Here is a 26,450-nt window from a genome sequence, read left to right as displayed (position 1 = left end):
CCTCCGAAGATGTGAGATAACACGTTAAATAACAAAGTATTTAATTTACTTAGCTTTGCCAAAAAGCGCGTTTGTATTCACCGCTTTCATCAACACCTGAAACTGCGGATTAAATTCATCAAAGATTGGCAGCGCAGCGGCGCCCAGCGCGGCGGTATCGGTGCCGGTCATCCCCATTTTGACACGCTGCGCCGGCAGGTAACGCCCGCGCACAGACTGATACAGCGGCGGCAGCCGCGCCAGCACTTTCTCCAGCAAGGGGGCGGGCATCATACCGCCCACCACAACCGTCTCGGCATCGAAGACGCACTCCAGCAAATTGATCGCCTGACGCAACGGCGCCAGGATGCTGGTGATCCACTGGTCGAAAAGCGCAGCGTCCACCGACAGCAGATCTTCCGGCAGCGCGCGATAGGGGTCGAGGCCGCAAAACTCATAGGCCGCCTGCAGCGAAACATAGCGCTCAAGGCATCCCTCATTCCCGCAATAGCAAGGGCGACCGTTCGGCGCGACCACAATATGCCCGACCTCACCGGCGTTATGGGCATGGCCGGTATACACATGACCATCGGTAAAAATACCGGCGCCCAGACCGGTGCCAATATAGAGATAGACAAAAGAGTTGAGCTGCCGCGCCACGCCGTGAAAGCGTTCGCCAATGGCGGCCACCGTGGCGTCGTTTTCGAGAGTCACCGGCAGGCCGCTGAGTCGCCCGAGCTCCGCCGCTACATCGACCCCTTCCCAGCCGTTGAGCGTCGTGGGCCCCGTCGACGAGATCCCTTCCACGCCAAAGGGCCCCGGCATCACGACCCCCATCCCCAGCACCCGCGACCAGTCCAGCGTCGGCAGCGCACGGATCTCATTCAGCACCTCAGCGAGGCGGGCAAAGGTGGCACCAGGCTGGGGCTTTTGCACCAGAATGAGTCGGCGAAAATGGACCTCGCCGGCCAGATCCACCAGCACCACAATCAGCGTCTGATGATCAAGATGGATGCCAATTGACCAGGCGCTGGCGGGATTGAGGCTCACCGGCACCGCTGGCTGTCCACGGCCGCTGGCGCGCCGCGGTTGGTGGCTGGTCAGGAGATCCATCTGCTCCAGCTCCGCCACAATATTCGACACGGTCTGCGGGGTCAGCGCGGTCAGCCGCGCCAGCTCGGCGCGGGTCAGCTCGCCATGTAAACGCACCGCCTCAATGATCACCCGGCGGTTATGCACCCGGGCATGTTCAAGGTTTGTACCTGATGTTTTCATCGTTTCCCTTCCAGGCTGGACTGGTGAAATTTTAGCCGGCATCACAGATCTGACAACGACCCGCGCAGGCGGGTCTTCGCGATGGCATACCCTTTGCTACGCTTAGTGCTGGGACCACTCGGGAGATGTCGCCGATATTGTCGCCCTGATTAAATCAATCAAATTGATTTAATAAATCATAACCCCTTTCAGTACAGCACAGCGGAGAGCAAAGATGAAATACCACAGCGCACTACGGGTCAACGCCTGTCTGCTGGCGATGCTCGTTATCAGCGGGAGCGTCAGCGCAGCGACCCAGATTAATGCCCTGTTCATGACCCAGGCGGCCTATAGCGAAAACGACATTCGCGCGATGACCAGTGACTTCGAAAAGCAACACCCTGACGTGAAGGTCAATCTCGAATTCGTCCCCTATGAAGCGCTGCACGACAAGATCGTCGCCGCCCGCGGCGCAGGGGGTAACGGCTACGACGTGGTGCTGTTCGACGCGATCTGGCCGGCGGAGTTTAGCCGCTTCGATCTGCTGCAGGATGTCTCCTCACGGATTGCCGCCGACGAGCGCGAGAAGATTTTCCCCGGGGCGATGAATACCGTGGTGTATCAAGGCAAAACCCTCGGCATGCCGTGGATCCTCGACACCAAATATCTGTATTACAACAAAGCCATGCTGGACAAAGCGGGGATCAAAACGCCGCCTGCCAGCTGGCAGCAGGTAATGGACGACGCCAAAGTGCTTAAGGACAAAGGGATTGTTAAATATCCTCTGGTCTGGAGCTGGTCGCAAGCGGAAGCGCTGGTCTGCGATTACACCACCCTCGTCTCCGGCTTCGGCGGGAGCTTCTACCAGAACGGCAAGCTCGATTTTTCGACGCCCGCCTCGCTGAAAGCGGTCACGCTGATGAAAACCTCGCTCGATCAGGGGCTGAGCAACCCGGCATCACGTGAATATCTTGAGGAGGATGTGCGTAAGGCTTTCTCCAATGGCGACGCCGCCTTTGCGCTCAACTGGACCTATATGTACAACATGGCCAACGATCCGAAACAGAGTAAAGTCGCAGGTGATGTTGGCATTGTCCCCGCCCCAGGCGATACCCCGGATAAACCCGGCGCCGTCAACGGTTCTATGGGGCTGGGCATCGCCAAAGCCAGTCAGCATCCGGAAGAGGCCTGGCAGTATATTCACTATCTGACCTCCCAGCCGGTACAGGACAAGTATGCCAAACTGAGCTTGCCGGTGTGGAAAGCCTCGTACCAGGATCCTGCCGTTGCCAAAGGCCAGGAGAGCCTGATCGCCGCCGCCGACAAGTCGTTGAACGTGATGCTCTCTCGTCCCGAAACGGCAGATTACTCGCGCCTGTCAAACACCCTGCAACAGCAGCTTCAGTCGGTACTGCAGGGTAAAGCCACGCCCGACGTCGCCCTCAAGGCGGTCGACACCAGCGCGGCCCGTCTGCGTTAAGGAGGCATGATGCTGAGTCTGCAACGACGCGAGCATCGTCAGGCATGGGTGCTGTTAGCGCCCATGCTTATCGCGATGTTTATCCTCACCGCATGGCCGCTGGCGCGCACGCTGTGGCTGAGTTTTACCGATACCGCGCTGGCGGGAAGCGGCGAGGCGACCCACTACGTCTGGCTGGATAATTATCTTTATGCCCTGACCGACCCGGACTTTCGTGCGGCCTTCGCGCGAACGCTCTATTTCACCGTGGTCTCGGTGGCGATTGAGGGGGCGATCGGCGTACTGGTGGCGCTGTTGTTGAATCAGCGTTTTGTCGGGCGAAATGTCCTGCGGGTGCTGGTGATCCTGCCGTGGGCGTTGCCAACTATCGTCAACGCCATGATGTGGCGGCTTAACTTTAATCCCGACTACGGCAGCGTTAATGCTCTGCTCAGCCAGCTGGGGCTGATTGACAGCTATCGCAGCTGGCTGGGCTCGCCGGATTCTGCCCTGCACGCGGTGATGCTGGCGGATATCTGGAAAAACTACCCGCTGGTCACCCTGCTGGTGCTGGCCGCCCTGCAGTCTGTTCCCGACGATCTGTACGAGGCGGCGCGGCTCGACGGCGCCTCGGCCTGGCGGCGTTTTCGCGCCATTACCTTTCCGGCCATTGTGGGTCCCCTTGGCGTCGCGCTGGTGCTACGCACCATCGATGCCTTCAAAGTGTTCGACATTATCTATGTTATGACCCGCGGCGGCCCGCTCGACAGTACCAAAACGTTGAGCTTTTTTGTCTATCAGGAGTCCTTCAGCTACCTGCGCGCCGGCAGCGGCGCGGCCTACGCCATGCTGATGAGCCTGATGTGCGCCGTACTGATAGCCCTGTATCTGTTTTTGCTGCTGCGTCAGCGGCGCCGGAGTGTTGATGATGAAGCGTAAAGGGTACATCGTACTGCGTTACCTGGCGGCGCTGGCGGTGGCGATCTCGATCCTCGCCCCGATGCTGTGGCTGTTTTTGATGAGCGTCAGCACCACCGCGGACCTCACCCGCGTCCCGCTGGAGTGGCTCCCGCGGCAGTGGGACTTCAGCCGCTATGGCCATCTGCTGTCGCTGGCCCCTGGCGAACCCGGGGCGCTGTTTCTTCCCGCGCTGGGCAACAGCCTGCTGGTGGCCGCCGGGGCGACGCTGGTGTCGTTGTTGCTGGCGATCCCCGCCGCCTTCAGCTTTTCGCGTTATCCCGGCCGCGACGGCTGGCTGTACGCCGGCCTCGGCATCTATATGGTGCCGCCCGTGGCCTTTGTGCTGCCGCTCTATTTTATTCTTGAACACTTTGGCCTGCTCAACACCCGCAGCGGGCTGGTGCTGGTCTACTGCTCGCTGATCGTGCCGTTTCTGACGTGGATGGTCAAAAACCAGTTCGATACCCTGCCGCAGGATATCGAACAGGCGGCCCGGCTTGACGGTCTGCGCATCTGGCAGGTCCTGCTGCGCATCACTCTGCCGCTGGCGAAACCGATGCTTGGCGCCGCCGCGCTGTTCGGCTGGCTGCTGGCGTGGGACGAGTTTTTCTATGCGCTACTGTTCACCAGCAACCTCGCCGCCCAAACGCTGCCGGTGACCATCGCCGGCTTCACCGCCGGCCGCGCCACCGATGACGGGCTGGTGGCGGCGGTGGGCATACTGGCCTCAGTCCCTCCGCTGTTGATTGCTATCTGGCTGCAAAAAACGCTGGTCAGCGGCCTCACTAACGGGGGAAGTAAAGGATAACTATGGATAACACCAGGACACCTGTGCTCTATATCGTGGGCAATTACAATATTGATTTAGTGATGGGAACCCTGACCCACTGGCCTGCCCAGGGGACTGAGATGATGCTCGAGCACAGCGCGCTGCGGCCCGGCGGCTCTGCCGGCAACTGCGCGCTGGCCGCCGCCGCCATGCAGCTTCCGCACTGCACGGTCGGCTGTCAGGGCGACGACGCGTTTACTCCGTGGCTGGCGGCACAGTTTCCCGGCGGCAGCGCACGCTGGCCGCAGTATCCCTGTGAAACTTCGCTGACGGTGGCGATCACCCATCCCAACAAAGAGCGCTCCTTCCTCAGCAACCGCGGACATATTACCCGCCTGACCGCCGGGGATGTGTTGAGCCAGCTGCCGGCCGCCGCTGGCGAGGGCGATATCGTGTTGCTCTGCGGTACCTTTCTCTGTACCGGGCTGCTATCCGACTATCCGCAGCTGCTCTCCACGCTCCGCCAGCGCGGGTTTACCCTTGCCGTCGATACCGGCTGGCCGCCTCAGGGCTGGAGCGACCCGCTGCGTCATGAGGTCGACCGCTGGCTGGGCGACTGCGACTGGCTGTTGCTCAACGACGTTGAAACCCTGCAGCTGGCCGGCCACCCGACCCTCGCCGAAGCCGCCGCAGCCCTGGCGGCACGGCTCAGCGGCCGCGGCGGGTGCGTGGTAAAGCGCGGCGCCGACGGCGCGGACTGCTGGACGACCGACGGCCATCACCATGCGCCGACCCGGCCGGTCACCGTGATCGATACCATCGGCGCTGGCGACAGCTTTAACGCAGGATTCCTTGCCGCGCTGCTGAGCGGTAAACCTGCGGCAGCCGCGCTGCGCTGGGGAAATACCGTCGCCGCGCAGGCGATCGGCACCTCCCCGCGCCGCTATCCCGACTGGCATACCCTGCAACATCACCTTGAGGAGGCCACCGATGGCCAGTGTTGAACTGATCGATGTCGCCAAGCGCTACGGCAAACAGACGGTGCTCCAGCCGCTGGACCTCACCATCCCCGACGGCAGCTTTACCGTACTGGTGGGCCCTTCCGGCTGCGGCAAGTCGACCCTGCTGCGCCTGCTGGCCGGTCTCGAAACGCTTTCCGGCGGCACCATTCTGATGAACAAGCGGCCGGTCAACGATCTGGATCCGGCCGACCGCGATGTGGCGATGGTCTTTCAGAGCTACGCGCTCTACCCCCACCTGACGGTGGCGGAAAATCTCGCCTTTCATATGCAGGTCAAAAAGGTGGATAAGCAGTTACAGAAAAGCAAAGTGCAGCAGGTCGCCAGCCTGCTGGGGATTGATAAACTGCTGGCTCGCTATCCGCGAGCGCTCTCCGGCGGCCAGCGCCAGCGGGTGGCGATGGGCCGGGCCATGGTCAGAAACCCCCAGGTTTTCCTGTTCGATGAGCCGCTGTCGAACCTTGACGCCCAGCTGCGGATGGAGCTGCGCGCAGAGATCAAATCCCTTCACCAGCGCATCAATACCACCATGATCTATGTCACCCATGACCAGGTGGAGGCGATGACCCTGGCCGATCAGATTGTGGTGATGCGCGACGGGCAGATCGTCCAGCAGGGGGCGCCGCTGGCCATTTACGACCAGCCCTGCAATACCTTCGTCGCCCGCTTTATCGGCTCCCCGCCGATGAATCTCCTGCCCGGTCAGCGCGCCGTGCGCGACGGCCAGCCCGGCGTCGCCTGCGGCGCGCTGTGGTTTCCGCTGGCCGAACGCTGGCATCAGGCCGTGGCGCAGCAGGGCGATGCCCCGCTGATTGTCGGTCTGCGCCCGCAGGATATTCTGCCGGATGCGCATGGCGCGCCGGCAACGGTAAACATCATGGAGGTGACGGGGGAATCCACCCTGCTGCATCTCGACTGGCAGGGTTTTCCGGTGCATGTGCAGGTTGCCGGCAGGGTGGCGGTCGCGGCGCAGCAGACGCTGGGGCTGACTCTCCGCCGCGAAAACCTGCATCTGTTTGATGCCGCCAGCGGCGAGCGGCTGGCGGAGACGCGCTAAGGGCGAAGGGAGCCGGTCATCATCCGTGTGGCCGGGCTCCGGGCGAGCTCGTGTTCCAGGGCTACTCCTCTTCCCGCTCCGCTGGGGTCCAGGTCGGCAGCGTCTGGAAGGTGTGCAACAGCCCTTCGGACCACGCCTTGCGGATGCGGTTGAAGTAGGGATCGCTGTCGGTGATGCGATGCTGCCCGGCACTGCTCAGGCTGCCGCTGCGGTAGAGCAGCGTATCCAGCGGCAGGCCGACGGACAGATTACTGCGCAGCGTCGAGTCAATGGAGATCAACGCGCAGCACATCGCCTGCTCCAGCGGCGTATCGATGGTCAGCACCCGATCGATGATCGGCTTGCCGTACTTGCTTTCGCCGATCTGGAAATAAGGTGTGTCGCGGGTGGCTTCAATAAAGTTGCCCTCCGGATAAATATGGAACAGACGATGGGTTTCGCCGGCGATCTGGCCGCCAAGCAGCAGGTTGCAGTTGAAGTTGGTGTTACTGCAGTTCTGCTGGTTGCTGCTGTCGCGCTGGATCACCTCCAGCAGCGTTTTACCGATCAGCATCGCGGCGTCGTAGAGGGAGGTGACCTGCATCAGATTCGGCTCCTGCTGGGTGCGGATGCGCGCGCTGAGCAGGCTTATCACGCTCTGGGTGGTGGCCAGGTTGCCAGCGGATTGCAGCACCAGTACCCGTTCCCCCTCCTGATGGAAAACGTGCAGCTTTTTAAAAGTGGCAATATGGTCGACGCCCGCGTTGGTGCGGGAGTCGGAAGCAAACACCAGTCCATCCGCCAGGCACATGGCCACACAGTAGGTCATTGCGGTTTTTCCCGTATTATTGCTGCTGCGCCTGCTGGCTGTGTTCGCGCACTTCAGCGTTGGTTAACATAATCTCCCCGCCGCCGCCCAGCCGGGTGCCCCGTACCGGGCAGGCGTCGAGATAATCCAGCCCGGTCGCCAGCCGCAAATGCTGATTCAGGCGACGGGTATTATTGGTGATATCAAACGACAGCCAGCGGCCGTCGAGCCAGACTTCCGCCCAGGCGTGCATCGCCACATGCTGAGCGTTATCGCTGTAAACATAGCCGCTGACGTAGCGCGCCGGGATCTCCAGTGCGCGGCAGCAGGCCAGAAAAACATGGGTATGATCCTGGCACACTCCCTTCGCGCGGGCGAAGGCGTCGGCGGCGGAGTCCTGCACCTGGGTCGCGCCGGGGGAGTATGGCATTCTTAACAGCAGATCCGCCATCAGTTGATTCAGACTTTCTTCCGCCGCATCGGGACGATAGAGGCGCTGGGCAAACTCACGGATCGCCGTATCGGCGCGGGTTAGCGGCGTACAGCGCAGAAAAACCAGCGGCGACAGCAGCTCGGCCTCTTCATCACGCGTCTCCTCCCCTTCATCGGCGATATCGACAATCCCGCTGGCGCGGATAGTGATCTCCTTGTGCGGGTTATCCAGCGTCAGCACATGCAGCACATTTCCCCAGCCGTCGGTAGTGGTCACCGCCGCCCCGTCCGGCAGGGTCAGCGTCCAGGCGGTGATGGTCTGCCGGCCGGTACTGCGCGGCGTCAGGCGCAGATACTGGGTGGAAAACTTCACTTCTTCATCGTAGCCATAGCGGGTGAGATGATCGATGACCAGTTTCATAAGGCCTCCAGATAGGTTTGTCTGATGCTGTCGGACAGCGCGTTAATTCTCGCCAGCAGGCCGTTAAGGGTGGTCTGCAGGTCCGCCTGCGCCAGGTCGTCGCGGGTGCTGAAGCGCAGGTCAACGTTGAGCTGATGGGCCAGGCGCAGCGGTTGATAGGAGCGATCGTTGGCGATCTTCTCCAGCTCGCCGACCAGATCGGCAATGCTGGCGCGCAGCGAACGCGGAATATCGTTACGCAGGATCAGCAGCTCCATCACCGTTTCGCGACTGACTGGCTGGCGATAGAGGCTGTTGTAGGCTTCGCGGGCGCTGACCGCATTGAGCAAGGTATCCAGTCGATAGTATTCCCGCACCGGATCCGGGTCGTTGGTCAGTTGTTGATCCTTAATCAGCAGCAGCTGGGTGGTGGCGAAGGCACGCTCTATCAGCGTGCCGATGCCGATAAAGCTCAGCGCGTCGTTGCGCAGCAGCGTGCCAATCACCGCCCCGCGAAACAGATGCACCCGCTCTTTCACCCACTCGAAAAAGCCGTCGCTGCCGAGTTCACCCAGCCCCTGCTGGCGCAGGGTTCGCAGCTCGATTCGGGTGGCGTTGATGCTCTCCCACACCTCGGCCGACAGACTGCCGCGCACCGCGTGCGCATTGTTCCACGCCATCTCCACGCAGCTGTAAATACTGCAGGGGTTGTTGCCATCGAGGGCAAAGAAGTTGAGCAGGTTGCTCATGGTAAAGCGGGCGTGGCGCGCCTGAAACAGCTCGTGGGTCATCGACAAATTCAGCGGCAGCGCCAGATCCCGCGACTGCTGGCTGTGCCGGGGGATCATCGATAATTTCCAGGTCACGTCCAGTACCCGGGCGTAGCTTTCCGCCCGCTCGAGATAGCGGGCCATCCAGAACAATTCACTCGCCGTACGACTTAGCATGATGCGTCATCCTCCATCACCCAGGTATCCTTGGTTCCGCCGCCCTGCGACGAATTGACCACCAGCGACCCTTCGGTCAGCGCCACGCGGGTCAGGCCGCCGGGCACCAGCCGCATCTCCTGCCCGGACAGCACGTAGGGCCGTAAATCGATATGTCGCGGCGACAGACCTTCATCAACGAAGGTGGGGCAGGTCGACAGCGCGAGGGTGTCCTGGGCGATATAGTTGGCCGGATTGGCCAGCAGGCGCTGGCGGAAGGCCTCTCGCTCCTCTTTAGTCGAACGCGGGCCAACCAGCATGCCGTAGCCCCCGGCGCCATGGACCTCCTTGACCACCATCAGCTCAAGGTTACTCAGCACATAGCGCAGGTCCTCTGCTTTCCGGCACTGCCAGGTGGGGATATTGCTGAGGATCGGCTGTTCGCCGAGGTAAAAGCGGATCATTTCCGGAACGTACGGGTAGATTGATTTGTCGTCGGCGACGCCGGTGCCGATAGCGTTGGCCAGCACCACGCCGCCGGCGCGATAGACTGACAGCAGCCCCGGTACGCCGAGCATGGAATCGGCGCGGAAGGCCAGCGGGTCGAGCCAGGCGTCGTCGATGCGGCGATAAATCACATCCACTCGCCGCGGCCCCTCGGTGGTCCGCATATACACCGCGCCGTTCTTAATGAACAGGTCGGCGCTCTCCACCAGCTCGACCCCCATCTGCTGCGCCAGGAAGCTGTGCTCAAAGTAGGCGCTGTTGAAGCGCCCCGGGGTCATCACCACGACGCAAGGGTCATCCACCAGCGAGCTTTCGCGCAGGGTCTGCAGGAGGTAGCTCGGGTAACGCTCCACTGGCGCAATGTGATGCTGCTCGAACATCTCCGGATAGAGGCGCATCATCATCTTACGGTTTTCGAGCATGTAGGAGACGCCGGACGGCGTACGCAGGTTATCCTCCAGCACGTAGTATTGACCGTCGTTATTGCGCACCATATCGACGCCGGTGATATGGGCATAGGTGTTGTTTGGCAGGTTGATGCCCTGCATGCATGGCTGATACTGCTCGTTGGCCAGCACCTGCTCGGCCGGGATCAGCCCCGCGCGCAGAATATTCTGCTCATGATAGATGTCATAGAGGAAGGCGTTGAGCGCTTTCACCCGCTGGCGAATGCCGCGGTCAATGCGCTGCCACTCCCCGGCGGGTATGATCCGCGGCACGCTATCAAACGGGATCAGCCGCTCGGTTCCCTCATCCTCGCCGTACACGTTAAAGGTGATGCCGATACGGTGAAAAAGCAGTTCCGCTTGCGCTTTTTTCTGCCGGATAGAGAATTGATCGGTGTTGCGAAACCATTGCCACCAGGCATTATAGTGCGGCCGCTGTTCACCCTGCGCGGTCAGCATCTCGTCATAATAATGCCCGTCAGGTAGCGTAATTTTAATCATGGCTATCCCCTCCGGTTGTACTCACTTTGTGGTAATCCCGGTAAGAGATAAGCATTAATTATGCCAGGTCATCTACCGCCGCGGCGTTGTGCAAATCTGTTCTGACCCGCCGTCTGATTGTGCAAAAAATCGCCAGAACAGCCGCCCGCGCCCGGCTGCGGTTGCACCGTCGTGAGGCAGCGCTACGATTTTTGCGCCATCGTGGACGCCAGCGCCTTCAGCCAGGCGGCATAGGCCGTGGGCCAGGCGGTCGTCGGCGTTCCCGGGCGCCCCATACCAAAGCCATGGCCACCGCGGGTATAGCGGAAAAGCTGCACAGGAACCTGATGCTGGCGGCAGGCGTCAGCCATCAACAGCGTATTGTGCGGATCGGAAATCGGATCGTCCTGCGCCTGTACCAGAAAACAGGGCGGTGTGGCCGTTGTCACCCAGGTTTGTACCGACCAGGCGCGGTCGGCCGCCTCGCTCGCCTGCGGCCCCACCAGCAGACGATGGGTCGCCGTATGGCTCCAGGGCGGCAGGAGCGTGATCACCGGATAGATCAGCGCGGCGCCGTCGGCGGTGGCGGGCTGGTGGTCCAGCGCATCCTCCGGCGGGTAGCTGGTAAACGCCGGCCGACAGGCGGCCATCCCCAGCAGATGTCCCCCCGCCGAAAAACCGAGCACGCTGACCTGCGATTCCCGGGCGCGGATCAGCCGCAGGGCCCGCTGCGCATCCTGCAGCGGCGCCAGCGCACCGGCCTGCCAGCCCTCCCCCGGCAAGCGGTAGCTCAGGACATAGGCGGTATAGCCGTGCGCCGTCAGCCAGTGCGCCGCAGGCCAGGCCTCACTGCCCATCTCGATCCGCTGGTATCCGCCGCCGGCCGCCACCAGCACTCCGTGGCCAGTGGCCCGGGCGGGTTGCCAGACCGTCAGCACAGGACGAGGGATATGGCTCAGCGCGCCGCGGGCGGATAACCGAGCCTCGCCCCCCGGCCCGCCTCCCCCCGGCGGTTGATCCGGCCACAGCGGCAGCGTCAGCGCCGGAGCAGTGGCCGCCGCGCCCCGCACCGCAGACAGCGCAGCGGCGCTAAACAGCAGAAATTGACGTCGATTCATGACTGGCTCCCGGGCGCGTTGGCTTGCCTGTAAACCTAACCGCTTTGCTGGTGGTTATATCAGAAAACCTGGCAGGTAAATCCTCTGTTTTCGCGCAAAATGTTACCCCTGACACGCGCAGCGGCAGATATTCGTCTAAGGTTTCTGGATGGCCAAACGTCGTGGCCCGCAGTCGATAATGATAAGGAGAACTCCCCATGACGAGTACTGATGCACATCGTCCCGCTGCTTTGCCCTGTACCCTGCGCCTGGCGATCGGCGGCGCCCTGCTCGCCCTGATGAGCCTGAATGTCCAGGCGGAAGACGGCAAAACCGCGCCCCCCCCCTCGCCGGATATTCTGCTGGGCCCGTTGTTCAATGATGTCCAGAGCGCGAAGCTCTTTGCCGATCAAAAAACCTTCGCCGACGCGATCCCTAACAGCGATCCGCTGATGATCCTTGCTGATTACCGGATGCAGAAAAACCAGGCCAGCTTTGACCTGCGCCACTTCGTCGAGCTGAACTTCACGCTGCCGAAAGAAAATGACACCTATGTGCCGCCTAAAGGGCAAACCCTGCGTCAACATATCGATGGCCTGTGGCCGGTCCTGACCCGCAGCACCGTCGAGGTGGAAAAATGGGACTCGCTGCTGCCGCTGCCTAAGCCCTACGTGGTCCCCGGCGGACGCTTTCGCGAAGTCTATTACTGGGACAGCTATTTCACCATGCTGGGTCTTGCCGAAAGCGGTCACTGGGATAAAGTCGAAGATATGGTCGCCAACTTCGCCGCGGAAATTGACACCTGGGGCCATATCCCCAACGGCAACCGCACCTATTACCTCAGCCGTTCGCAGCCCCCCTTCTTCTCCTTTATGGTGAGCCTGCTGGCGACGCACGATGGCGACCAGGTACTGAAAACCTACCAGCCGCAGCTGGAGAAGGAGTATCGCTACTGGATGGCCGGAGCGGACGCGCTGGCCCCCGGCAGCGCTGACAAACGGGCGGTGCGGATGGCGGACGGCGCGCTGCTCAACCGCTACTGGGACGATAACGACACCCCGCGCCCCGAGTCCTGGCTTGACGACGTCAAAACCGCCAAAAGCAACCCGAATCGTCCGGCAACCGAGATCTATCGCGACCTGCGCTCCGCCGCCGCCTCCGGCTGGGATTTCAGCTCCCGCTGGATGGATAATCCGCAGCAGCTCGCCACCATTCGCACCACCTCGATTGTCCCGGTCGATCTCAATGCCCTGATGTTCCATCTGGAGAAAACCCTCGCCCGCGCCAGCAAGGCATCCGGGGACAGCGCCGGCGCTACGCAGTACGATGCGCTGGCTAATGCCCGCCAGCAGGCCATCGAGAAATATCTGTGGAATGATAAAGAGGGATGGTACGCCGATTACGATCTGAAAACCCACAAGGTGCGCAATCAGCTGACCGCGGCGGCGCTGTTCCCGCTGTACGTCAATGCGGCGTCACGCGAGCGGGCGACGAAAGTGGCCGCCGCCGCTGAGTCGCGGCTGCTCAAACCCGGCGGGCTGACCACCACCACCGTCAACAGCGGCCAGCAGTGGGACGCCCCGAACGGCTGGGCGCCGCTGCAGTGGGTGGCGGTCGAGGGCCTGCAAAACTACGGCCAACAAAAGATCGCCATGGAGGTCAGCTGGCGCTTCCTGAGCAACGTTCAGCATACCTATGACAGCAAGCAAAAGCTGGTGGAGAAGTATGACGTAAGCTCGACCGGGACCGGCGGCGGCGGTGGCGAATATCCGCTACAGGATGGCTTTGGCTGGACCAACGGTGTCACCCTGAAGATGCTGGATCTGATCTGCCCGCAGGAGAAACCCTGCGATGCCCTGCCCGCCACGCGCCCGGCGGCGGCCCCTTCCGCGCAGAGCAAGCCAGCCGCCAACGACCCCGCACCGGCGGCAGCGCAAAAAACCGGCGCCTGACGCTTTTCACGCACCCCCTACCAAATTCGGTAGGGGGTAGTCGTCTCCCTGCTGACAACGTCCCCGTGCAGCCCCGCTCTGCGGCCCGCGGGAAGCACGTCACTCCCCCCATCGCCCTGAACCGGTCACCTTTCGCTTGATCACATAAATACAAACAATAATAATTCGCATTACTTTTTAACGAACAATGACAGATTCGTTTTTCCCGCGGCGGCGTACAGGAGTACCAGACCGCGTTGGTTCAGGATGATCTTATGAACGTGGCTATTTCCCGAAAACGCCCGAGGCTGCTGTACGCCCTCGTGGTCGCCCTTCCCCTCACCGCGCAAGCTGAAGAGACCGTGGTGGTCACTGCCAGCCCGCCGGCGTCCGCCAGCGCGCCGACTGAAGGCTACAGCGCCAGCACTTCGCTCGGGGCGACGAAAACCGACCAGCCGTTAATCACCACCGCCCAGTCGGTATCGGTGGTCACCCGCCAGCAGATGGCGGACCAGGGGGCGAATACCATCAGCCAGGCGCTGGAATATACCCCGGGGGTCTACTCCAGCTTCGGCGGCGGCGCGACCCGGTTCGACGCTATCTCCCTGCGCGGCTACCACGGCGGCGACGTCGATAACCTGTTCCTCGACGGTATGCGCCTGATGAGCGACGGCGGCAGTCATAACGTTGTGCAAATCGACCCGTGGTTTATCGAACGCGTCGATGTGATCCGCGGCCCCTCCTCCGCGCTCTACGGGCAGAGCGTGCCGGGCGGCGTGGTCAACCTGACCTCCAAACGCCCGCAGTTTAGCCAGCAGGGCCACGTCCGCCTGACCGGCGGTACGCAAAATACCAAAGGCGCGGCCTTCGATTACACCGACGCCATCAACGAGCAGTGGGCATGGCGGCTGATCGGGATGACCCGCAGCAGCGACACGCAGTATGACCATACCCGCGAAGAGCGCTACGCGATTTCGCCTTCCCTGCTATGGCAGCCGGACAGCGACACCTCGCTGCTGCTGCGCGCCTATCTGCAAAAAGATCCTTCCGGCGGCTACCACGGCTCTTTGCCGCTGGATGGCACCCGCTACGCGCATAATGGTCGTAAGCTCTCCCCCAGCACCAACGAGGGCGATCCGGGAGATGGCTATCAGCGCCGCCAGCAGATCTACAGCTATGAGTTTGACCACCAGTTCACCGACGTCTGGTCGGTCTATTCCGCCGGGAGCTACACCCACACCAACGTCTCCCTCGATCAGGTCTACCAGGTCGGCTGGATAGATGACAGCGACATGCTGACCCGCGGCTACAGCGGTTCGCGCGGTTCGCTGGACGGCTGGTCGACCGATAACCGCCTGCGCGCCGATTTCAATACTGGCGACCTGGCGCATACCCTGATCCTCGGCGCCGAATATCATCGCTTCCGCAACGATCTGTGGACCGGCGCCGGCGGTGCGGCGCCGCTAAACCCGTTTACCGGCTATACCGCGCAGACCGGGCATACAGTTACCTACAGCGACGACAATAATCGCCGCTACTACCAGACCGGGCTGTATCTGCAGGATGAGATGGTCTGGAACCGCTGGCATGTGGATGTTTCCGCACGCTACGACCGCATCGTTTCCCAGCAGGTCAGCGATACCTTCGGCACCTCAAACCGCCGTTCAGACGACCATATCAGCGGCCGCGCCTCGCTGTTGTACGCCCTGGATAATGGCCTTTCGCCTTATCTGAGCTACAGCCAGGCGATCACCCCGGCGATGCTGCCGGGCGCGGACGGCAAACCGCTGAAACCGACCACCGCCGAGCAGGTCGAAGCCGGTCTGAAGTTCCAGCCGCCGGGCAGCCGCGACCTCTATAGCATTGCAATTTACGACTTGACGCAAAAGGATGTCGCCACCCGCGACCCGAACATCGCCACCGCCACCTATATTCCGGCGGGTAAGGTCCATTCCCAGGGCGTTGAGCTGGAAGCACACCACCAGATCACCCCGCAGCTGAGTACTATCGCCTCGTATACCTGGAATCGTCTGCGCTTCCAGGACACCAGGGACGGTACCGATAACAACACGCCGCAGCTGACCCCGGATCAGATGGCCTCCTTCTGGGCGCGCTATCAGTTCCCGGCGGGGATCTCGGTGGGCGCTGGCGTCCGCTACATCGGCAAACAGTGGGCGGATGATGCCAACACCGCGCGGCTGCCGTCGGTCACGCTGATGGATGCCATGATGCGGGCCGACCTCGGTGTCTGGTCGCCAACGCTGAAAGGCGCTTATGTGCAGGTTAACGCCAACAATATCGGCGACCGCGAGTATATTTCCGGCTGCTACGGCACCGGCAACTGCTACTGGGGAGCAGAGCGCAGCGTCATGGCCACCGTGGGCTACGACTTTTAACTGACCGCAGCAATATAAGCCTCCGGCCATGACGGCGGAGGCTTTCATGAAGACTTTTGTCTCGCTTTTATTGCTGAAATTAACTTAAAAATGCCACCCCATTATTTCACTTGCCCCCCGTGGATGAGAAAGCTTACTATGCTGGCGCAAACCGGTTATAGCGCTCACAAGGAATAAAAGTGAACCCCGTCATTAGCTATATCGCCAATTTACACCCGTTATCATTTATGGGTTATTATGTATTATCCACCACAGTGATATATATTCTGCTGAATATGATTATTGTGAAGACCCGCCCCGCTAAAAATACCACCGCCGTTCCGGCGCCCTATTCTATCTCCCCCTCTTTTTTAGCCTGGCTACGTCATCGCGCCACCCGCGTCATTCAGCTGGCCATGTTCCGGCTGTTAAGAAAAAACTATGTCACCCTCATCCATTCTGCTGAAGATATTCAGCTCTGCGCCAATCAGCAGTATGCCGAATGCAAAATGACCTGCGTGGAAAAAATACTGTTTGACCATTTCGCTACGCCAAAATCCTGTCACCAGGATCTCCCGCTTTCTCTGCACGTCGCTGAACAAAACCACTGGGCTACCGATCCCCACTGCAGTGGACTACGGCTAAGCCCAACGCACCAAACGTGGAACATGATAGTGATTGCCGCCCCCTCCCTGCTGTTAATCGCTGTGCTCGTCTGGAAAACACTATTTGATCATCAGGCGATAATTCACTCCAGCGTATTGAGCTGGCTGGTGATGTTTATGGTTTCCGGACTGTGGTGGCTGTGGCTATTATGCATCACCTTAAATGCCACCCGGCTCGACCGGGAGGGGATCGCTATTAATATTCTTCACCACTATATTGATACCCTGAAAGAGACGCTTATTGCTGACGCAGATACCCTGACCGATGAAAACGCCGATTATTGCGTGGCGATTGGTACAACCACCCTGCTTCCCGAAAGATTTGCTGAATATGTAAAAATCATCAACCTTATTCAGTATCCCTTTTGTCTGCAGCGCCTGGATTAACGAGGGGACAGTATGTGGAATTTTATGATGCATCTGCATCCACTGCTGTTTCTTGGCGGATTTATGTTTATCGTCCCGGGTATCTATATTGCTATCGGTACGACGATCGTCGTGACACGGCCAGCGGCTCAGCCCCAGCCGCACGCGACGGAGGTCAGTCCATGGCTGCTGGCCTGGCTGACCGGAGAAGGGACCCGGGTGATCCAGCTGGCGATGTTCAGCTTACTCAGTAAAAAGTATCTGTGGATCCCGGAGGCCGGGCAGGTTTTGGCCAACGGACGCTATGCAAACCAGGAAATGAACGTCATTGAAAGAATACTGTTTGACCATTTTGAGGTGCGAAAGCCGTGTCATGAAGATCTGCCCTGCAGCCTGAGTATTGCCGGACGTAACCTCTGGCAGGAACAGATAGCGAGCGCGGGCTTAGCCTTAAGTCCGCTGCGCCGCGGGTGTAATATGCTGGCCATCAGCATCCCTTCGATCGCCCTCGGCGTTATCGTTGTGAGTAAGACCTTTATCTGGCTCGACTTCACCGCGTACAGCATCTTTAGTTGCCTGCTCATGCCCACGGGTTGCGCTTTGTGGGGCGGGTTATGGATAGAAGCCATTAGCAAAACCATTCGTCTCGATATCTGCGGCATCTCACATCATGACGCCCATGCCTGCATCGATGCGTTACGAGAAGCGTTAGCGCTGAAAGGCGATCAGGAAGATGACGCGACAGCCATACTCTGCGTGGCGGTGAACGGCCCAGGATCCCTTCCCGAGCGCTACCGGGACTATAAAACGCTCATTGCGCCGATGAGCGCTATCACCTCGCTGCGTACCGAGGATTAGGCGAGTGAGAAGCACTCACCCCGCCAGGCCTGCGGGGTGAGCGTAGGCCTACATGGCGTCCAGCGCTTTCTGCAGTTTCCAGATATAGCGCGGCGCCTGCGGTGCCGGGTGTTTCTTCACCACATGCTCGAAGAACTCATCGGCGTCGAGATCGTTAATCTCATCGATGGCGTCCTGGCGATCCGACGAGAAGGTGCGCAGCAGGGCGCCGGCACCGTTGGCATAGGAGACCACCACCGCGTAGCGCATCACCTGCGGGTCTTTGATCCCCGCCAGCGGACCGTTCTCCAGAATGCTCAGATAGGCGGCCCCCATCGAGATATTACGTTCCGGGTTTTTCAGCTCACTGACCGACGGCTCGCCGCGCCAGCCCATCCGCCGGTAGACATCGCGTCCGGAGGTCGACGGCTTGAGCTGCATCAGCCCGACGGCGCCGGATTTACTCACCACCGCTGGATTACCGCCCGACTCGATGGCGATGATCGCCGTGATCAGCTGCGGGTCCACGCCCCAGGCGGCGCCGGCTTTTTCACTGATCGGCATCCACTGCATCGCCCGCTTCACCGGGACCTCGGGGTTCCACGGCGGGTTAGTGTAATCATGTTTCGAACTACAACCGGCCAGAAAAACGACTAAAATAAGCAACCATCTCAATTTCACACATCTATCCTTATCTACCCAAACGCCATCATGCTGCAGAACGACGGCAGCGGTACGTCCCCCGCCGGCCGACAACCTGAAGGATGACGGGTGCGGACTGAAGTTAGCCACCTGGAGATGACAATCGCCATTCCAGGCGGCATCATAACCCTTTCATTCATAGCAAGGAATTATCATGTCTCAGTTTTATCTGGTCGCGCCATCGGGTTATTGCATCAACCAGCAGGCGGCAGCCCGCGGCGTCGAGCGTCTGCAGCAGGCCGGACATGAGGTGGCCCACCAGCAGGTCATTCCCCGCCGGCAGCAGCGTTTCGCCGGGACTGAACAGGAACGCCTGGCCGATATTAACCAGCTGGCCCAGCTGCCCGGGCGCAACCGTATCGTCCTCGCGGTGCGCGGCGGCTACGGCGCCAGTCGCCTGCTGCCGCATATCGACTGGCAGGGACTGATTGCCCGCCAGCAGCGCGACCCACTGCTGATTTGCGGCCACAGCGATTTCACTGCTATCCAGTCGGGCCTGCTGGCTACGGGCAACGTCATCACCTTCAGCGGGCCAATGCTCGCGGGCAACTTCGGCGCGGAGACCCTCGATCCGTTTACCGAGCACCATTTCTGGCAGGCGCTACGCCAGGCGGAATTTACCCTCGAATGGCCGGGCGAAGGGCCGAACTGCCAGGTGGAAGGCACCCTGTGGGGAGGAAATCTGGCGATGCTGACCTCGCTTATCGGCACGCCGTGGCTACCGGCGATCCGCGACGGCATCCTGGTGGTGGAGGATATCAACGAGCACCCGTTCCGCGTCGAGCGCATGCTGCTTCAGCTGTTGCACAGCGGCGTGCTGGCGGCGCAGAAAGCAGTGATCTTCGGCAGCTTCACCGGCAGCGCGCCAAACGACTATGACGCGGGGTACGATTTGCCGCAGGTCTTTGATTACCTGCGCCAGCAGCTCTCCCTGCCGTTGATTAGCGGACTGGAGTTTGGCCACGAGCAGCGCACGGTGACCCTGCCGCTGGGCGCCCGCGCGCGACTGGTGAATCAGGCAGCTACCACCACTCTGACGATCAGCGGCCACCCGGTGCTGACAGAATAAATTTCCCGGACGCATAGGCGGATCCCCTGCGAATTGTTAAAATAGTGTCACTTTTAGCCATTTTTTCACGCCAGTCAGGGAGTACGTGAACATTGGACGCCGCTGCGGTCATTAGTCTGTTTATTCTGGGTTCTGTTTTAGTAACCTGCAGTATCTTATTGAGCTCCTTTTCTTCGCGCCTTGGCATCCCGATTCTGGTCATCTTTCTGGCCATCGGGATGCTGGCAGGCATTGACGGCATCGGTGGCATCCCCTTCGACAACTACCCCTTCGCCTATATGGTGAGTAACCTGGCGCTGGCGGTGATCCTGCTGGACGGCGGGATGCGCACCCAGGCCAGCTCCTTTCGCGTCGCACTATGGCCCGCGCTATCGCTGGCGACGGTCGGGGTACTGATCACCTCGGCGCTGACCGGGATGATGGCTGCCTGGCTGTTCAAGCTGGATATGATCGAAGGCCTGCTGATCGGCGCCATTGTCGGCTCCACCGACGCTGCGGCGGTTTTCTCGCTGCTCGGCGGCAAGGGGCTCAACGAGCGCGTCGGCTCAACGCTGGAGATTGAGTCAGGCAGTAACGACCCGATGGCCGTCTTCCTGACCATCACCCTGATCGAAATGATCCAGCAGCGCCAGACCGGCCTCAGCTGGATGTTCGCCGTGCATATCATCCAGCAGTTTGGTCTCGGGATCGCCATCGGCCTCGGCGGCGGCTACCTGCTGCTGCAGATGATCAACCGTATCGTGCTGCCCGCCGGGCTCTATCCACTGCTGGCGCTGAGCGGCGGGATCATGATTTTTGCCGTCACCACCACCCTCGACGGCAGCGGTATCCTTGCCGTCTATCTCTGCGGCTTTCTGCTGGGCAACCGGCCGATCCGCAACCGACACGGTATCCTGCAGAACTTCGACGGCCTGGCGTGGCTGGCGCAGATCGCCATGTTCCTGGTGCTGGGCCTGCTGGTGACGCCATCCGACCTGCTGCCGATCGCCATCCCGGCGCTGCTGCTGTCGATGTGGATGATTTTCATTGCCCGCCCGCTGTCGGTGTTTGCCGGCCTGCTGCCGTTTCGCGGCTTTAACCTGCGCGAACGGGTGTTTATCAGCTGGGTTGGCCTGCGCGGCGCGGTGCCCATCATTCTCGCGGTGTTCCCGATGATGGCCGGGCTGGACAACGCCCGCTTGTTCTTCAATGTCGCCTTCTTCGTGGTGCTGGTGTCGCTGCTGCTGCAGGGCACTTCGCTGTCGTGGGCGGCGAAGAAAGCCAAAGTGGTGGTGCCGCCCATCAGCTGGCCCATCTCCCGCGTCGGGCTGGATATTCACCCGGAAAACCCGTGGGAGCAGTTTGTCTATCAGCTGGGCGCCGATAAGTGGTGCATCGGCGCGGCGCTGCGCGATCTGCATATGCCGCCGGAGACGCGGATTGCGGCGCTGTTTCGCAACAATGCCCTGCTGCACCCCACCGGCAGCACCCGCCTGCGGGAAGGCGATATCCTGTGCGTCATTGGTCGCGAGCACGACCTGCCGGCACTGGGTAAAATGTTCAGCCAGTCGCCGCCGGTGGCGCTCGATCAGCGCTTTTTCGGCGACTTCATTCTTGATGCCGAGGCCCGCTTCGCCGATGTGGCGCAAATCTACGGCCTCGACGGCGGAGAGGAGTTCCGCGAGCATCAGCAGTCGCTCGGGGAAGTGGTGCAGCAGCTGCTGGGCGCGGCGCCGGTGGTGGGGGACCAGGTGGAGTTCGCCGGGATGGTGTGGACGGTGGCGGAAAAAGAGAACGATCACGTGCTGAAGGTTGGGGTGCGGGTCGCGGAAGACGAGGCGGAGTGATCCGCCCCGGAATAGGTTACAGGGTCACAACCGGCACCCGCGGCGCCAGGGCGCACATCAGCTCATAGCCGACGGTGCCGCTGCTGGCCGCCACGTCGTCGATTTTAATCTCTTTGCCCCACAGCTCGACCGGCGCGCCGATCCCGGCCTGCGGACAAGGCGTTAAATCGACCGCCAGCATATCCATCGATACGCGTCCAACGGTAGTGGTGCGTACGCCATCCACCAGCACCGGCGTGCCGCTCGGCGCCACCCGCGGATAGCCATCGGCATAGCCGCAGGCGACGATGCCGATCCGCTGCTCCTGGCTGGTGCGGTACAGGCCGCCATAGCCAATCGCCTCGCCGAGGCGCAGGTTCTGCACGCCGATGATTTCGCTGCGCAGCGTCATGACCGGCTTCAGCCCGGTGTTCGCGATGTCCTGCCACTGCCCGGAAGGCGACGCGCCATACAGCACGATGCCCGGACGCACCCAGTCAAAATGCGCTTCCGGATGCCAGAGGGTCGCCGCCGAGTTGGCCAGCGAGCGCGGGCAATCCAGCCCCTCCGCCGCCTGTTCGATACGGCGCATCGGCTCGACAATCCCCTGCGGGTTCTCCGCCTCCGCGAAGTGCGACATCAGCGTCATTTCGCCGACGTTGCTTATCGCCCGCAGCTGCTGCCAGACGGTATGCACCCGCTCCGGCATAAAGCCCAGCCGGTTCATACCGCTGTTCACCTTGAGATAGATATCCAGCGGCGCGCGCAGCTTCGCCTGCTGCAGCGCCTTAATCTGCCAGTTGCTGTGGACGCTGGTGGTTAAGCGATATTGATCGAGCACCGCCAGCTCATCGGCATGGAAGAAGCCCTCCAGCAGCAGGATCGGACCTTTCCAGCCCTGCTCGCGCAGCAGGATCGCCTCTTCCAGGTTGAGCAAGGCGAAACCATCCGCCCCGCTTAACGCACTCCATACGCGCGCCACGCCGTGGCCGTAGGCGTTGGCCTTGACCACCGCCCACAGGCGCGACCCAGGGGCCGCGCGACGCACTATCTGTAAATTCTGCCGCAAGGCCAGCAGGTCGATGCTGGCCACTACCGGACGGGTCATGCAAGCTCCTTAGTTGTGTGCGCCATGCAGATGCTGCGGACGCGCCGGGGTGAACCCGGGGCTGTAGCGGGCGACCGCCAGATCGTCGTAAGGGATCGCCGGCGTGCGCCCGGAGATCAGATCGCTGATAAGCTGCCCGGAGCCGCAGGCCATGGTCCAGCCAAGCGTGCCGTGGCCGGTGTTGAGCCACAGATTTTTATACGCCGTGCGGCCGACCACCGGCGTGCCGTCCGGTGTCATCGGCCGCAGGCCAGTCCAGAACGTCGCCTGCTCCACGTGGCCGCCGCGCGGGAACAGATCGCGCACCACCATCTCCAGGGTTTCGCGACGCGGCTGCAGCAGCGCTTTGTTAAAACCGACAATCTCGGCCATGCCGCCGACGCGAATGCGCTGATCGAAGCGGGTAATAGCGATTTTGTATGTTTCATCAAGGATAGTGGAAACCGGCGCGCCGTCCTCCTGGGCAATCGGAATGGTCAATGAGTAGCCTTTCAGGGGATAGACCGGTATATCCACCAGCCCTTTAAGCATCGCCGTTGAGTAGGAGCCGAAGGCCATCACATAGGCATCGCCCTTGATAATCTCATCGCCGCATTTCACCCCGGCAATGCGATCGCCCTCCTGTAGCAGGGCGTCCACTGCGGTGTTGAAGCGGAAAGTGACCCCGGCCTGTTCCGCCATTGCCGCCAGACGGGTGGTAAACAGCTGGCAGTCGCCGGTTTCATCGTTGGGCAGGCGCAGGCCGCCGGTCAGTTTATGGCTGACTTCCGCCAGTGCCGGCTCCACCTCCGCCAGCCGCTTCGCTTCCAGCAGCTGGTACGGCACGCCGGCGTCTTCCAGCACCGCGATGTCGCGGGTGGCATTTTCATACTGTTTGGCGGTCCGGAACAGCTGCATCGTCCCGCCCTGACGCCCTTCATACTGAATGCCGGTGGTGTCGCGCAGCGCTTTCAGGCAGTCGCGGCTGTACTCCGCCAGGCGCACCATACGGCCTTTGTTCTCCATATAGTGGCGGGTGTCGCAGTTACGCAGCATCTGCCACATCCACTTCAGCTGGAACGACGTGCCGTCAAGACCGATCGCCAGCGGCGCATGGCGCTGAAACATCCATTTGATCGCCTTCAGCGGCACCCCCGGCGCCGCCCAGGGCGCCGCATAGCCGGGAGAAATCTGCCCGGCGTTGGCCGCGCTGGTCTCCTCTGCCGGACCAGGCTGACGGTCGATAACCGTCACCTCATGACCCGCCTGACTCAAATACCACGCGCTGGCTACCCCAACCACCCCACTTCCCAGTATGACGACACGCATAGCGACTCCGTAACAGTTAAAGAACAATCATCTAATTACAAATTGATAACTCAGTTGAAAATATTATTCAACATACGCTTTATTTATGGTGACTTAACTCACAGCAAACCGCACCAGCCCTGCGCTGCGAGATTTACGATCTCATGCTGCGCTTTATTTTTACCCAGCATTAAATTCTGTAAATAAGCGCAAAAAACGGCTTTGAGATGGGGAAATCGCGAAGAAAAGAAATTGTCTGACGATACAGTTTGCCATCCGGTGTTCTATGCTTGTTTAGAGGTTTTCCGTTCAGAGAAAACCAACAACAACGAGGGCGCGCTAATGGCTACGATTGACTCCATGAACAGGGACACCACCCGTTTAAGCGATGGACCCGACTGGACGTTCGAGTTACTGGAGACCTACCTGGCCGAAGTGGACCGGGTCGCCAAGCTCTATCGTCTTGACACCTACCCGCACCAGATCGAAGTCATTACTTCCGAGCAGATGATGGACGCCTACTCCAGCGTCGGCATGCCCATCAACTATCCGCACTGGTCGTTCGGCAAGAAATTCATTGAGACCGAGCAGGCCTATAAGCACGGCCAGCAGGGCCTGGCGTATGAGATAGTCATCAACTCCAACCCCTGTATCGCCTACCTGATGGAAGAAAACACCATCACCATGCAGGCGCTGGTCATGGCGCACGCCTGCTATGGGCACAACTCATTCTTTAAAAATAACTATCTGTTTCGCAGCTGGACCGACGCCAGCTCGATCATCGATTACCTGATCTTCGCCCGCAAATACATTACCGAGTGTGAAGAGCGCTATGGTGTCGACGAAGTGGAGAAACTCCTCGACTCCTGCCACGCGCTGATGAACTACGGCGTCGACCGCTATAAACGTCCGCAAAAAATCTCCTTGCAGGAGGAGAAAGCGCGGCAGAAAAGCCGGGAAGAGTATCTGCAAAGCCAGGTGAATATGCTGTGGCGCACCCTGCCGAAGCGCGAGGAAGAAAAAGCGATTGAGTCCGCCCGTCGCTACCCTTCCGAACCGCAGGAGAACCTGCTGTACTTTATGGAGAAGAACGCCCCGCTGCTCGAATCGTGGCAGCGCGAGATCCTGCGCATCGTGCGTAAAGTCAGCCAGTATTTCTACCCGCAGAAACAGACCCAGGTGATGAACGAGGGGTGGGCCACCTTCTGGCACTACACCATCCTCAACCATCTCTATGATGAAGGGAAAGTGACGGAGCGCTTTATGCTGGAGTTTCTCCATAGTCACACTAACGTGGTGTTCCAGCCGCCGTACAACAGTCCGTGGTATAGCGGGATTAACCCCTACGCGCTGGGCTTCGCCATGTTCCAGGACATCAAGCGCATCTGTCAGTCGCCAACCGAAGAGGACAAGTACTGGTTCCCGGATATCGCCGGTTCTGACTGGCTGGAAACATTGCATTTCGCCATGCGTGATTTCAAGGACGAGAGCTTTATCAGCCAGTTCCTGTCGCCGAAGATCATGCGCGATTTCCGCTTCTTTACCGTGCTCGACGACGATCACAACAATTATCTCGAGATCTCGGCGATCCACAACGAAGAGGGCTATCGCGAGATCCGCAACAAGCTCTCGGCGCAGTATAACCTCAGCAATCTTGAGCCGAACATCCAGGTATGGAACGTTGACCTGCGCGGCGACCGCTCGCTGACCTTGCGCTATGTGCCACACAACCGCGTCCCGCTGGACAAAGGCCGGCGCGAAGTGCTGAAACATGTGCATCGTCTGTGGGGATTCGATGTGCTGCTGGAGCAGCAGAACGCCGACGGCAGCATTGAGCTGCTGGACCGCTGCCCGGCGCGCCCGAACGCGCTATAACATTGCGGGACGATGAAAACGACGAAGGGGGCCACTGGCCCCCTTATTGTGTTTATCGATCGCCAATATCCGGCTTAACGCATATTCATGGCTAAATCGCCGGGCAGCGATTTCTGCATCCGGTGCCAGATCTCCCCGCTGTCATGACCGTAGCGACGGACCAGCTCATACACCTGATCGTGCAGACCGCCTTCGCACACCTTCGCCAGCTGATGATAAAACCCCAGCGCCAGGCTGCGCGCTTCCGGGCTGGAGAAATAGTGGCGGCCGATGCGGGTATACAGCCCCTTCATGCCGTTGAGGATCAGACCGTAAATCGGGTTGCCGGAGGCAAACGCCAGACCGCGGAAGATATTGTAATCGAGGTCGGCAAAGGCGTCGGCGTGATCTTCCACTTCCCGGGCGCTGTCCAGTACCGCCAGCGCTTTATCCGGATGCTGACGGAACGCGGTGCGAATAAAAATCGTGGAAATATTGGTGCGTACGGAGAGCAGGTTATCAATCAGCTGCGGCACGCTGTCGTGATCGAGGCGCGCCAGCGTTTCGAGAATATTCAGCCCGGAGGTCTCCCAGAAGTTATTCACTTTGGTGGGCTTGCCATGCTGAATGGTCAACCAGCCGTCACGCGCCAGACGCTGCAACACTTCGCGCAGAGTGGTGCGGGTGACACCGATCAGCTCAGAAAGCTCGCGTTCAGCGGGGAGAATCGATCCAGGTGGGAAGCGGTTATTCCAGATGCTCTCAATGATATACTCTTCCGCGAAACCCGCAGGGCTCTGCGCCTTAATGACCATAATAATATTTCCATTACACATTGTTGCAATTGCACTCATCATACCAGAGCCGCTATAGCGCAGA

At 60.5% G+C, this 26,450-nt stretch carries 22 protein-coding genes and 1 pseudogene; 12 read left to right on the top strand and 11 right to left on the bottom strand.

Translation table 11 applies throughout. The features are described from left to right. Nucleotides 1-45 precede the first annotated feature (45 nt). Nucleotides 46-1,254 (bottom strand): ROK family transcriptional regulator, encoded by a 1,209-nt coding sequence (locus R0140_RS09615; RefSeq protein WP_008804326.1) that lies wholly within the window; start codon nucleotides 1,252-1,254, stop codon nucleotides 46-48. Between the two features lie 214 nt (nucleotides 1,255-1,468). On the opposite strand from R0140_RS09615, the gene R0140_RS09610 reads away from it, so the two are divergent. Genes R0140_RS09610 through R0140_RS09590 form a run of 5 tightly spaced genes read left to right on the top strand, consistent with a single transcriptional unit; the run spans nucleotide 1,469 to nucleotide 6,497 of the window. Next, nucleotides 1,469-2,713 (top strand): extracellular solute-binding protein, encoded by a 1,245-nt coding sequence (locus tag R0140_RS09610; protein ID WP_008804325.1) that lies wholly within the window; start codon nucleotides 1,469-1,471, stop codon nucleotides 2,711-2,713. Between the two features lie 9 nt (nucleotides 2,714-2,722). Then, nucleotides 2,723-3,631, top strand: a complete 909-nt coding sequence (locus R0140_RS09605; RefSeq protein ID WP_012541290.1) for a carbohydrate ABC transporter permease — start codon at nucleotides 2,723-2,725, stop codon at nucleotides 3,629-3,631. After that, nucleotides 3,621-4,460 carry a carbohydrate ABC transporter permease gene (locus R0140_RS09600; RefSeq protein WP_032738925.1) on the top strand — a complete coding sequence of 280 codons (840 nt, stop codon included), beginning with the start codon at nucleotides 3,621-3,623 and terminating at the stop codon, nucleotides 4,458-4,460. The genes R0140_RS09605 and R0140_RS09600 overlap by 11 nt, the downstream gene beginning before the upstream one ends. 2 nt (nucleotides 4,461-4,462) lie before the next feature. Next, nucleotides 4,463-5,425 carry a carbohydrate kinase family protein gene (locus tag R0140_RS09595; RefSeq protein WP_048268558.1) on the top strand — a complete coding sequence of 321 codons (963 nt, stop codon included), beginning with the start codon at nucleotides 4,463-4,465 and terminating at the stop codon, nucleotides 5,423-5,425. Next, complete coding sequence (locus R0140_RS09590; protein WP_008804321.1) at nucleotides 5,412-6,497, top strand: ABC transporter ATP-binding protein; 1,086 nt, start codon at nucleotides 5,412-5,414, stop codon at nucleotides 6,495-6,497. Before R0140_RS09595 ends, R0140_RS09590 begins: the two co-directional genes overlap by 14 nt. A 61-nt stretch (nucleotides 6,498-6,558) precedes the next feature. Here R0140_RS09590 and R0140_RS09585 read toward each other — a convergent pair whose 3' ends face one another. From R0140_RS09585 to R0140_RS09565, 5 genes are all read right to left on the bottom strand, one after another. Continuing rightward, a complete protein-coding gene (locus R0140_RS09585) occupies nucleotides 6,559-7,305 on the bottom strand; it encodes a proteasome-type protease (protein WP_008804320.1) in 747 nt (248 codons plus the stop codon). 16 nt (nucleotides 7,306-7,321) lie between these two features. Further along, nucleotides 7,322-8,137, bottom strand: coding sequence for a transglutaminase family protein (locus tag R0140_RS09580; protein WP_008804319.1), 816 nt, complete (start codon nucleotides 8,135-8,137; stop codon nucleotides 7,322-7,324). Continuing rightward, nucleotides 8,134-9,063 carry an alpha-E domain-containing protein gene (locus R0140_RS09575; protein WP_002910835.1) on the bottom strand — a complete coding sequence of 310 codons (930 nt, stop codon included), beginning with the start codon at nucleotides 9,061-9,063 and terminating at the stop codon, nucleotides 8,134-8,136. Before R0140_RS09575 ends, R0140_RS09580 begins: the two co-directional genes overlap by 4 nt. Beyond that, nucleotides 9,057-10,496 carry a circularly permuted type 2 ATP-grasp protein gene (locus tag R0140_RS09570; RefSeq protein WP_004180417.1) on the bottom strand — a complete coding sequence of 480 codons (1,440 nt, stop codon included), beginning with the start codon at nucleotides 10,494-10,496 and terminating at the stop codon, nucleotides 9,057-9,059. Before R0140_RS09570 ends, R0140_RS09575 begins: the two co-directional genes overlap by 7 nt. Before the next feature lie 182 nt (nucleotides 10,497-10,678). Next, nucleotides 10,679-11,593, bottom strand: coding sequence for an alpha/beta hydrolase (locus tag R0140_RS09565; RefSeq protein ID WP_023340387.1), 915 nt, complete (start codon nucleotides 11,591-11,593; stop codon nucleotides 10,679-10,681). Nucleotides 11,594-11,790: 197 nt separating this feature from the next. Between R0140_RS09565 and R0140_RS09560 the strand changes: the two genes are divergently transcribed. From R0140_RS09560 to R0140_RS09545, 4 genes are all read left to right on the top strand, one after another. Next, nucleotides 11,791-13,524 (top strand): alpha,alpha-trehalase, encoded by a 1,734-nt coding sequence (locus R0140_RS09560; RefSeq protein ID WP_008804317.1) that lies wholly within the window; start codon nucleotides 11,791-11,793, stop codon nucleotides 13,522-13,524. Between the two features lie 254 nt (nucleotides 13,525-13,778). After that, complete coding sequence (locus R0140_RS09555; protein ID WP_032741200.1) at nucleotides 13,779-15,899, top strand: TonB-dependent siderophore receptor; 2,121 nt, start codon at nucleotides 13,779-13,781, stop codon at nucleotides 15,897-15,899. 179 nt (nucleotides 15,900-16,078) lie between these two features. Beyond that, entirely contained in the window at nucleotides 16,079-16,930 is an 852-nt protein-coding gene (locus tag R0140_RS09550) for a DUF2207 domain-containing protein (RefSeq protein WP_012541282.1), read from the top strand. Nucleotides 16,931-16,942: 12 nt separating this feature from the next. Then, nucleotides 16,943-17,767 carry a TIGR04222 domain-containing membrane protein gene (locus R0140_RS09545; protein WP_008804314.1) on the top strand — a complete coding sequence of 275 codons (825 nt, stop codon included), beginning with the start codon at nucleotides 16,943-16,945 and terminating at the stop codon, nucleotides 17,765-17,767. Between the two features lie 48 nt (nucleotides 17,768-17,815). Here R0140_RS09545 and emtA read toward each other — a convergent pair whose 3' ends face one another. Next, nucleotides 17,816-18,427, bottom strand: a complete 612-nt coding sequence (gene emtA / locus R0140_RS09540; protein WP_008804313.1) for a membrane-bound lytic murein transglycosylase EmtA — start codon at nucleotides 18,425-18,427, stop codon at nucleotides 17,816-17,818. 175 nt (nucleotides 18,428-18,602) lie between these two features. Between emtA and ldcA the strand changes: the two genes are divergently transcribed. Continuing rightward, nucleotides 18,603-19,517: a muramoyltetrapeptide carboxypeptidase gene (gene ldcA / locus R0140_RS09535; RefSeq protein ID WP_008804312.1), complete on the top strand. Its 915-nt coding sequence runs from the start codon at nucleotides 18,603-18,605 to the stop codon at nucleotides 19,515-19,517. Nucleotides 19,518-19,609: 92 nt separating this feature from the next. Beyond that, entirely contained in the window at nucleotides 19,610-21,343 is a 1,734-nt protein-coding gene (locus tag R0140_RS09530; RefSeq protein WP_317703972.1) for a potassium/proton antiporter, read from the top strand. 16 nt (nucleotides 21,344-21,359) lie between these two features. Here the strand turns inward: R0140_RS09530 and dadX are convergent, their stop codons facing one another. The 3 genes and pseudogenes from dadX to R0140_RS09515 all read right to left on the bottom strand — a co-directional run. Beyond that, nucleotides 21,360-22,430 carry a catabolic alanine racemase DadX gene (gene dadX, locus R0140_RS09525; protein WP_317703971.1) on the bottom strand — a complete coding sequence of 357 codons (1,071 nt, stop codon included), beginning with the start codon at nucleotides 22,428-22,430 and terminating at the stop codon, nucleotides 21,360-21,362. Nucleotides 22,431-22,439: 9 nt separating this feature from the next. Further along, nucleotides 22,440-23,738, bottom strand: coding sequence for a D-amino acid dehydrogenase (locus R0140_RS09520; protein WP_317703970.1), 1,299 nt, complete (start codon nucleotides 23,736-23,738; stop codon nucleotides 22,440-22,442). A 98-nt stretch (nucleotides 23,739-23,836) separates the two neighbouring features. Continuing rightward, nucleotides 23,837-23,971, bottom strand: a pseudogene (locus R0140_RS09515) (hypothetical protein); the annotation flags it as partial. An 88-nt stretch (nucleotides 23,972-24,059) separates the two neighbouring features. Here R0140_RS09515 and R0140_RS09510 point away from each other — a divergent pair. Continuing rightward, the gene (locus R0140_RS09510) at nucleotides 24,060-25,592 is read left to right on the top strand and encodes a SpoVR family protein (RefSeq protein ID WP_004203310.1); all 1,533 of its coding nucleotides are present in this window, start codon (nucleotides 24,060-24,062) and stop codon (nucleotides 25,590-25,592) included. 74 nt (nucleotides 25,593-25,666) lie between these two features. Here the strand turns inward: R0140_RS09510 and fadR are convergent, their stop codons facing one another. Continuing rightward, nucleotides 25,667-26,386 carry a fatty acid metabolism transcriptional regulator FadR gene (gene fadR, locus R0140_RS09505; RefSeq protein WP_012541278.1) on the bottom strand — a complete coding sequence of 240 codons (720 nt, stop codon included), beginning with the start codon at nucleotides 26,384-26,386 and terminating at the stop codon, nucleotides 25,667-25,669. Between the last annotated feature and the right edge of the window lie 64 nt (nucleotides 26,387-26,450).

Source organism: Klebsiella sp. w6 (assembly GCF_033100215.1).
In the GTDB taxonomy this organism is placed as follows: Bacteria; Pseudomonadota; Gammaproteobacteria; order Enterobacterales; family Enterobacteriaceae; genus Klebsiella; species Klebsiella variicola.
The sequence above is the reverse complement of the archived record's forward strand: the minus strand, read 5'-3'. Positions and strand labels throughout refer to the sequence as shown.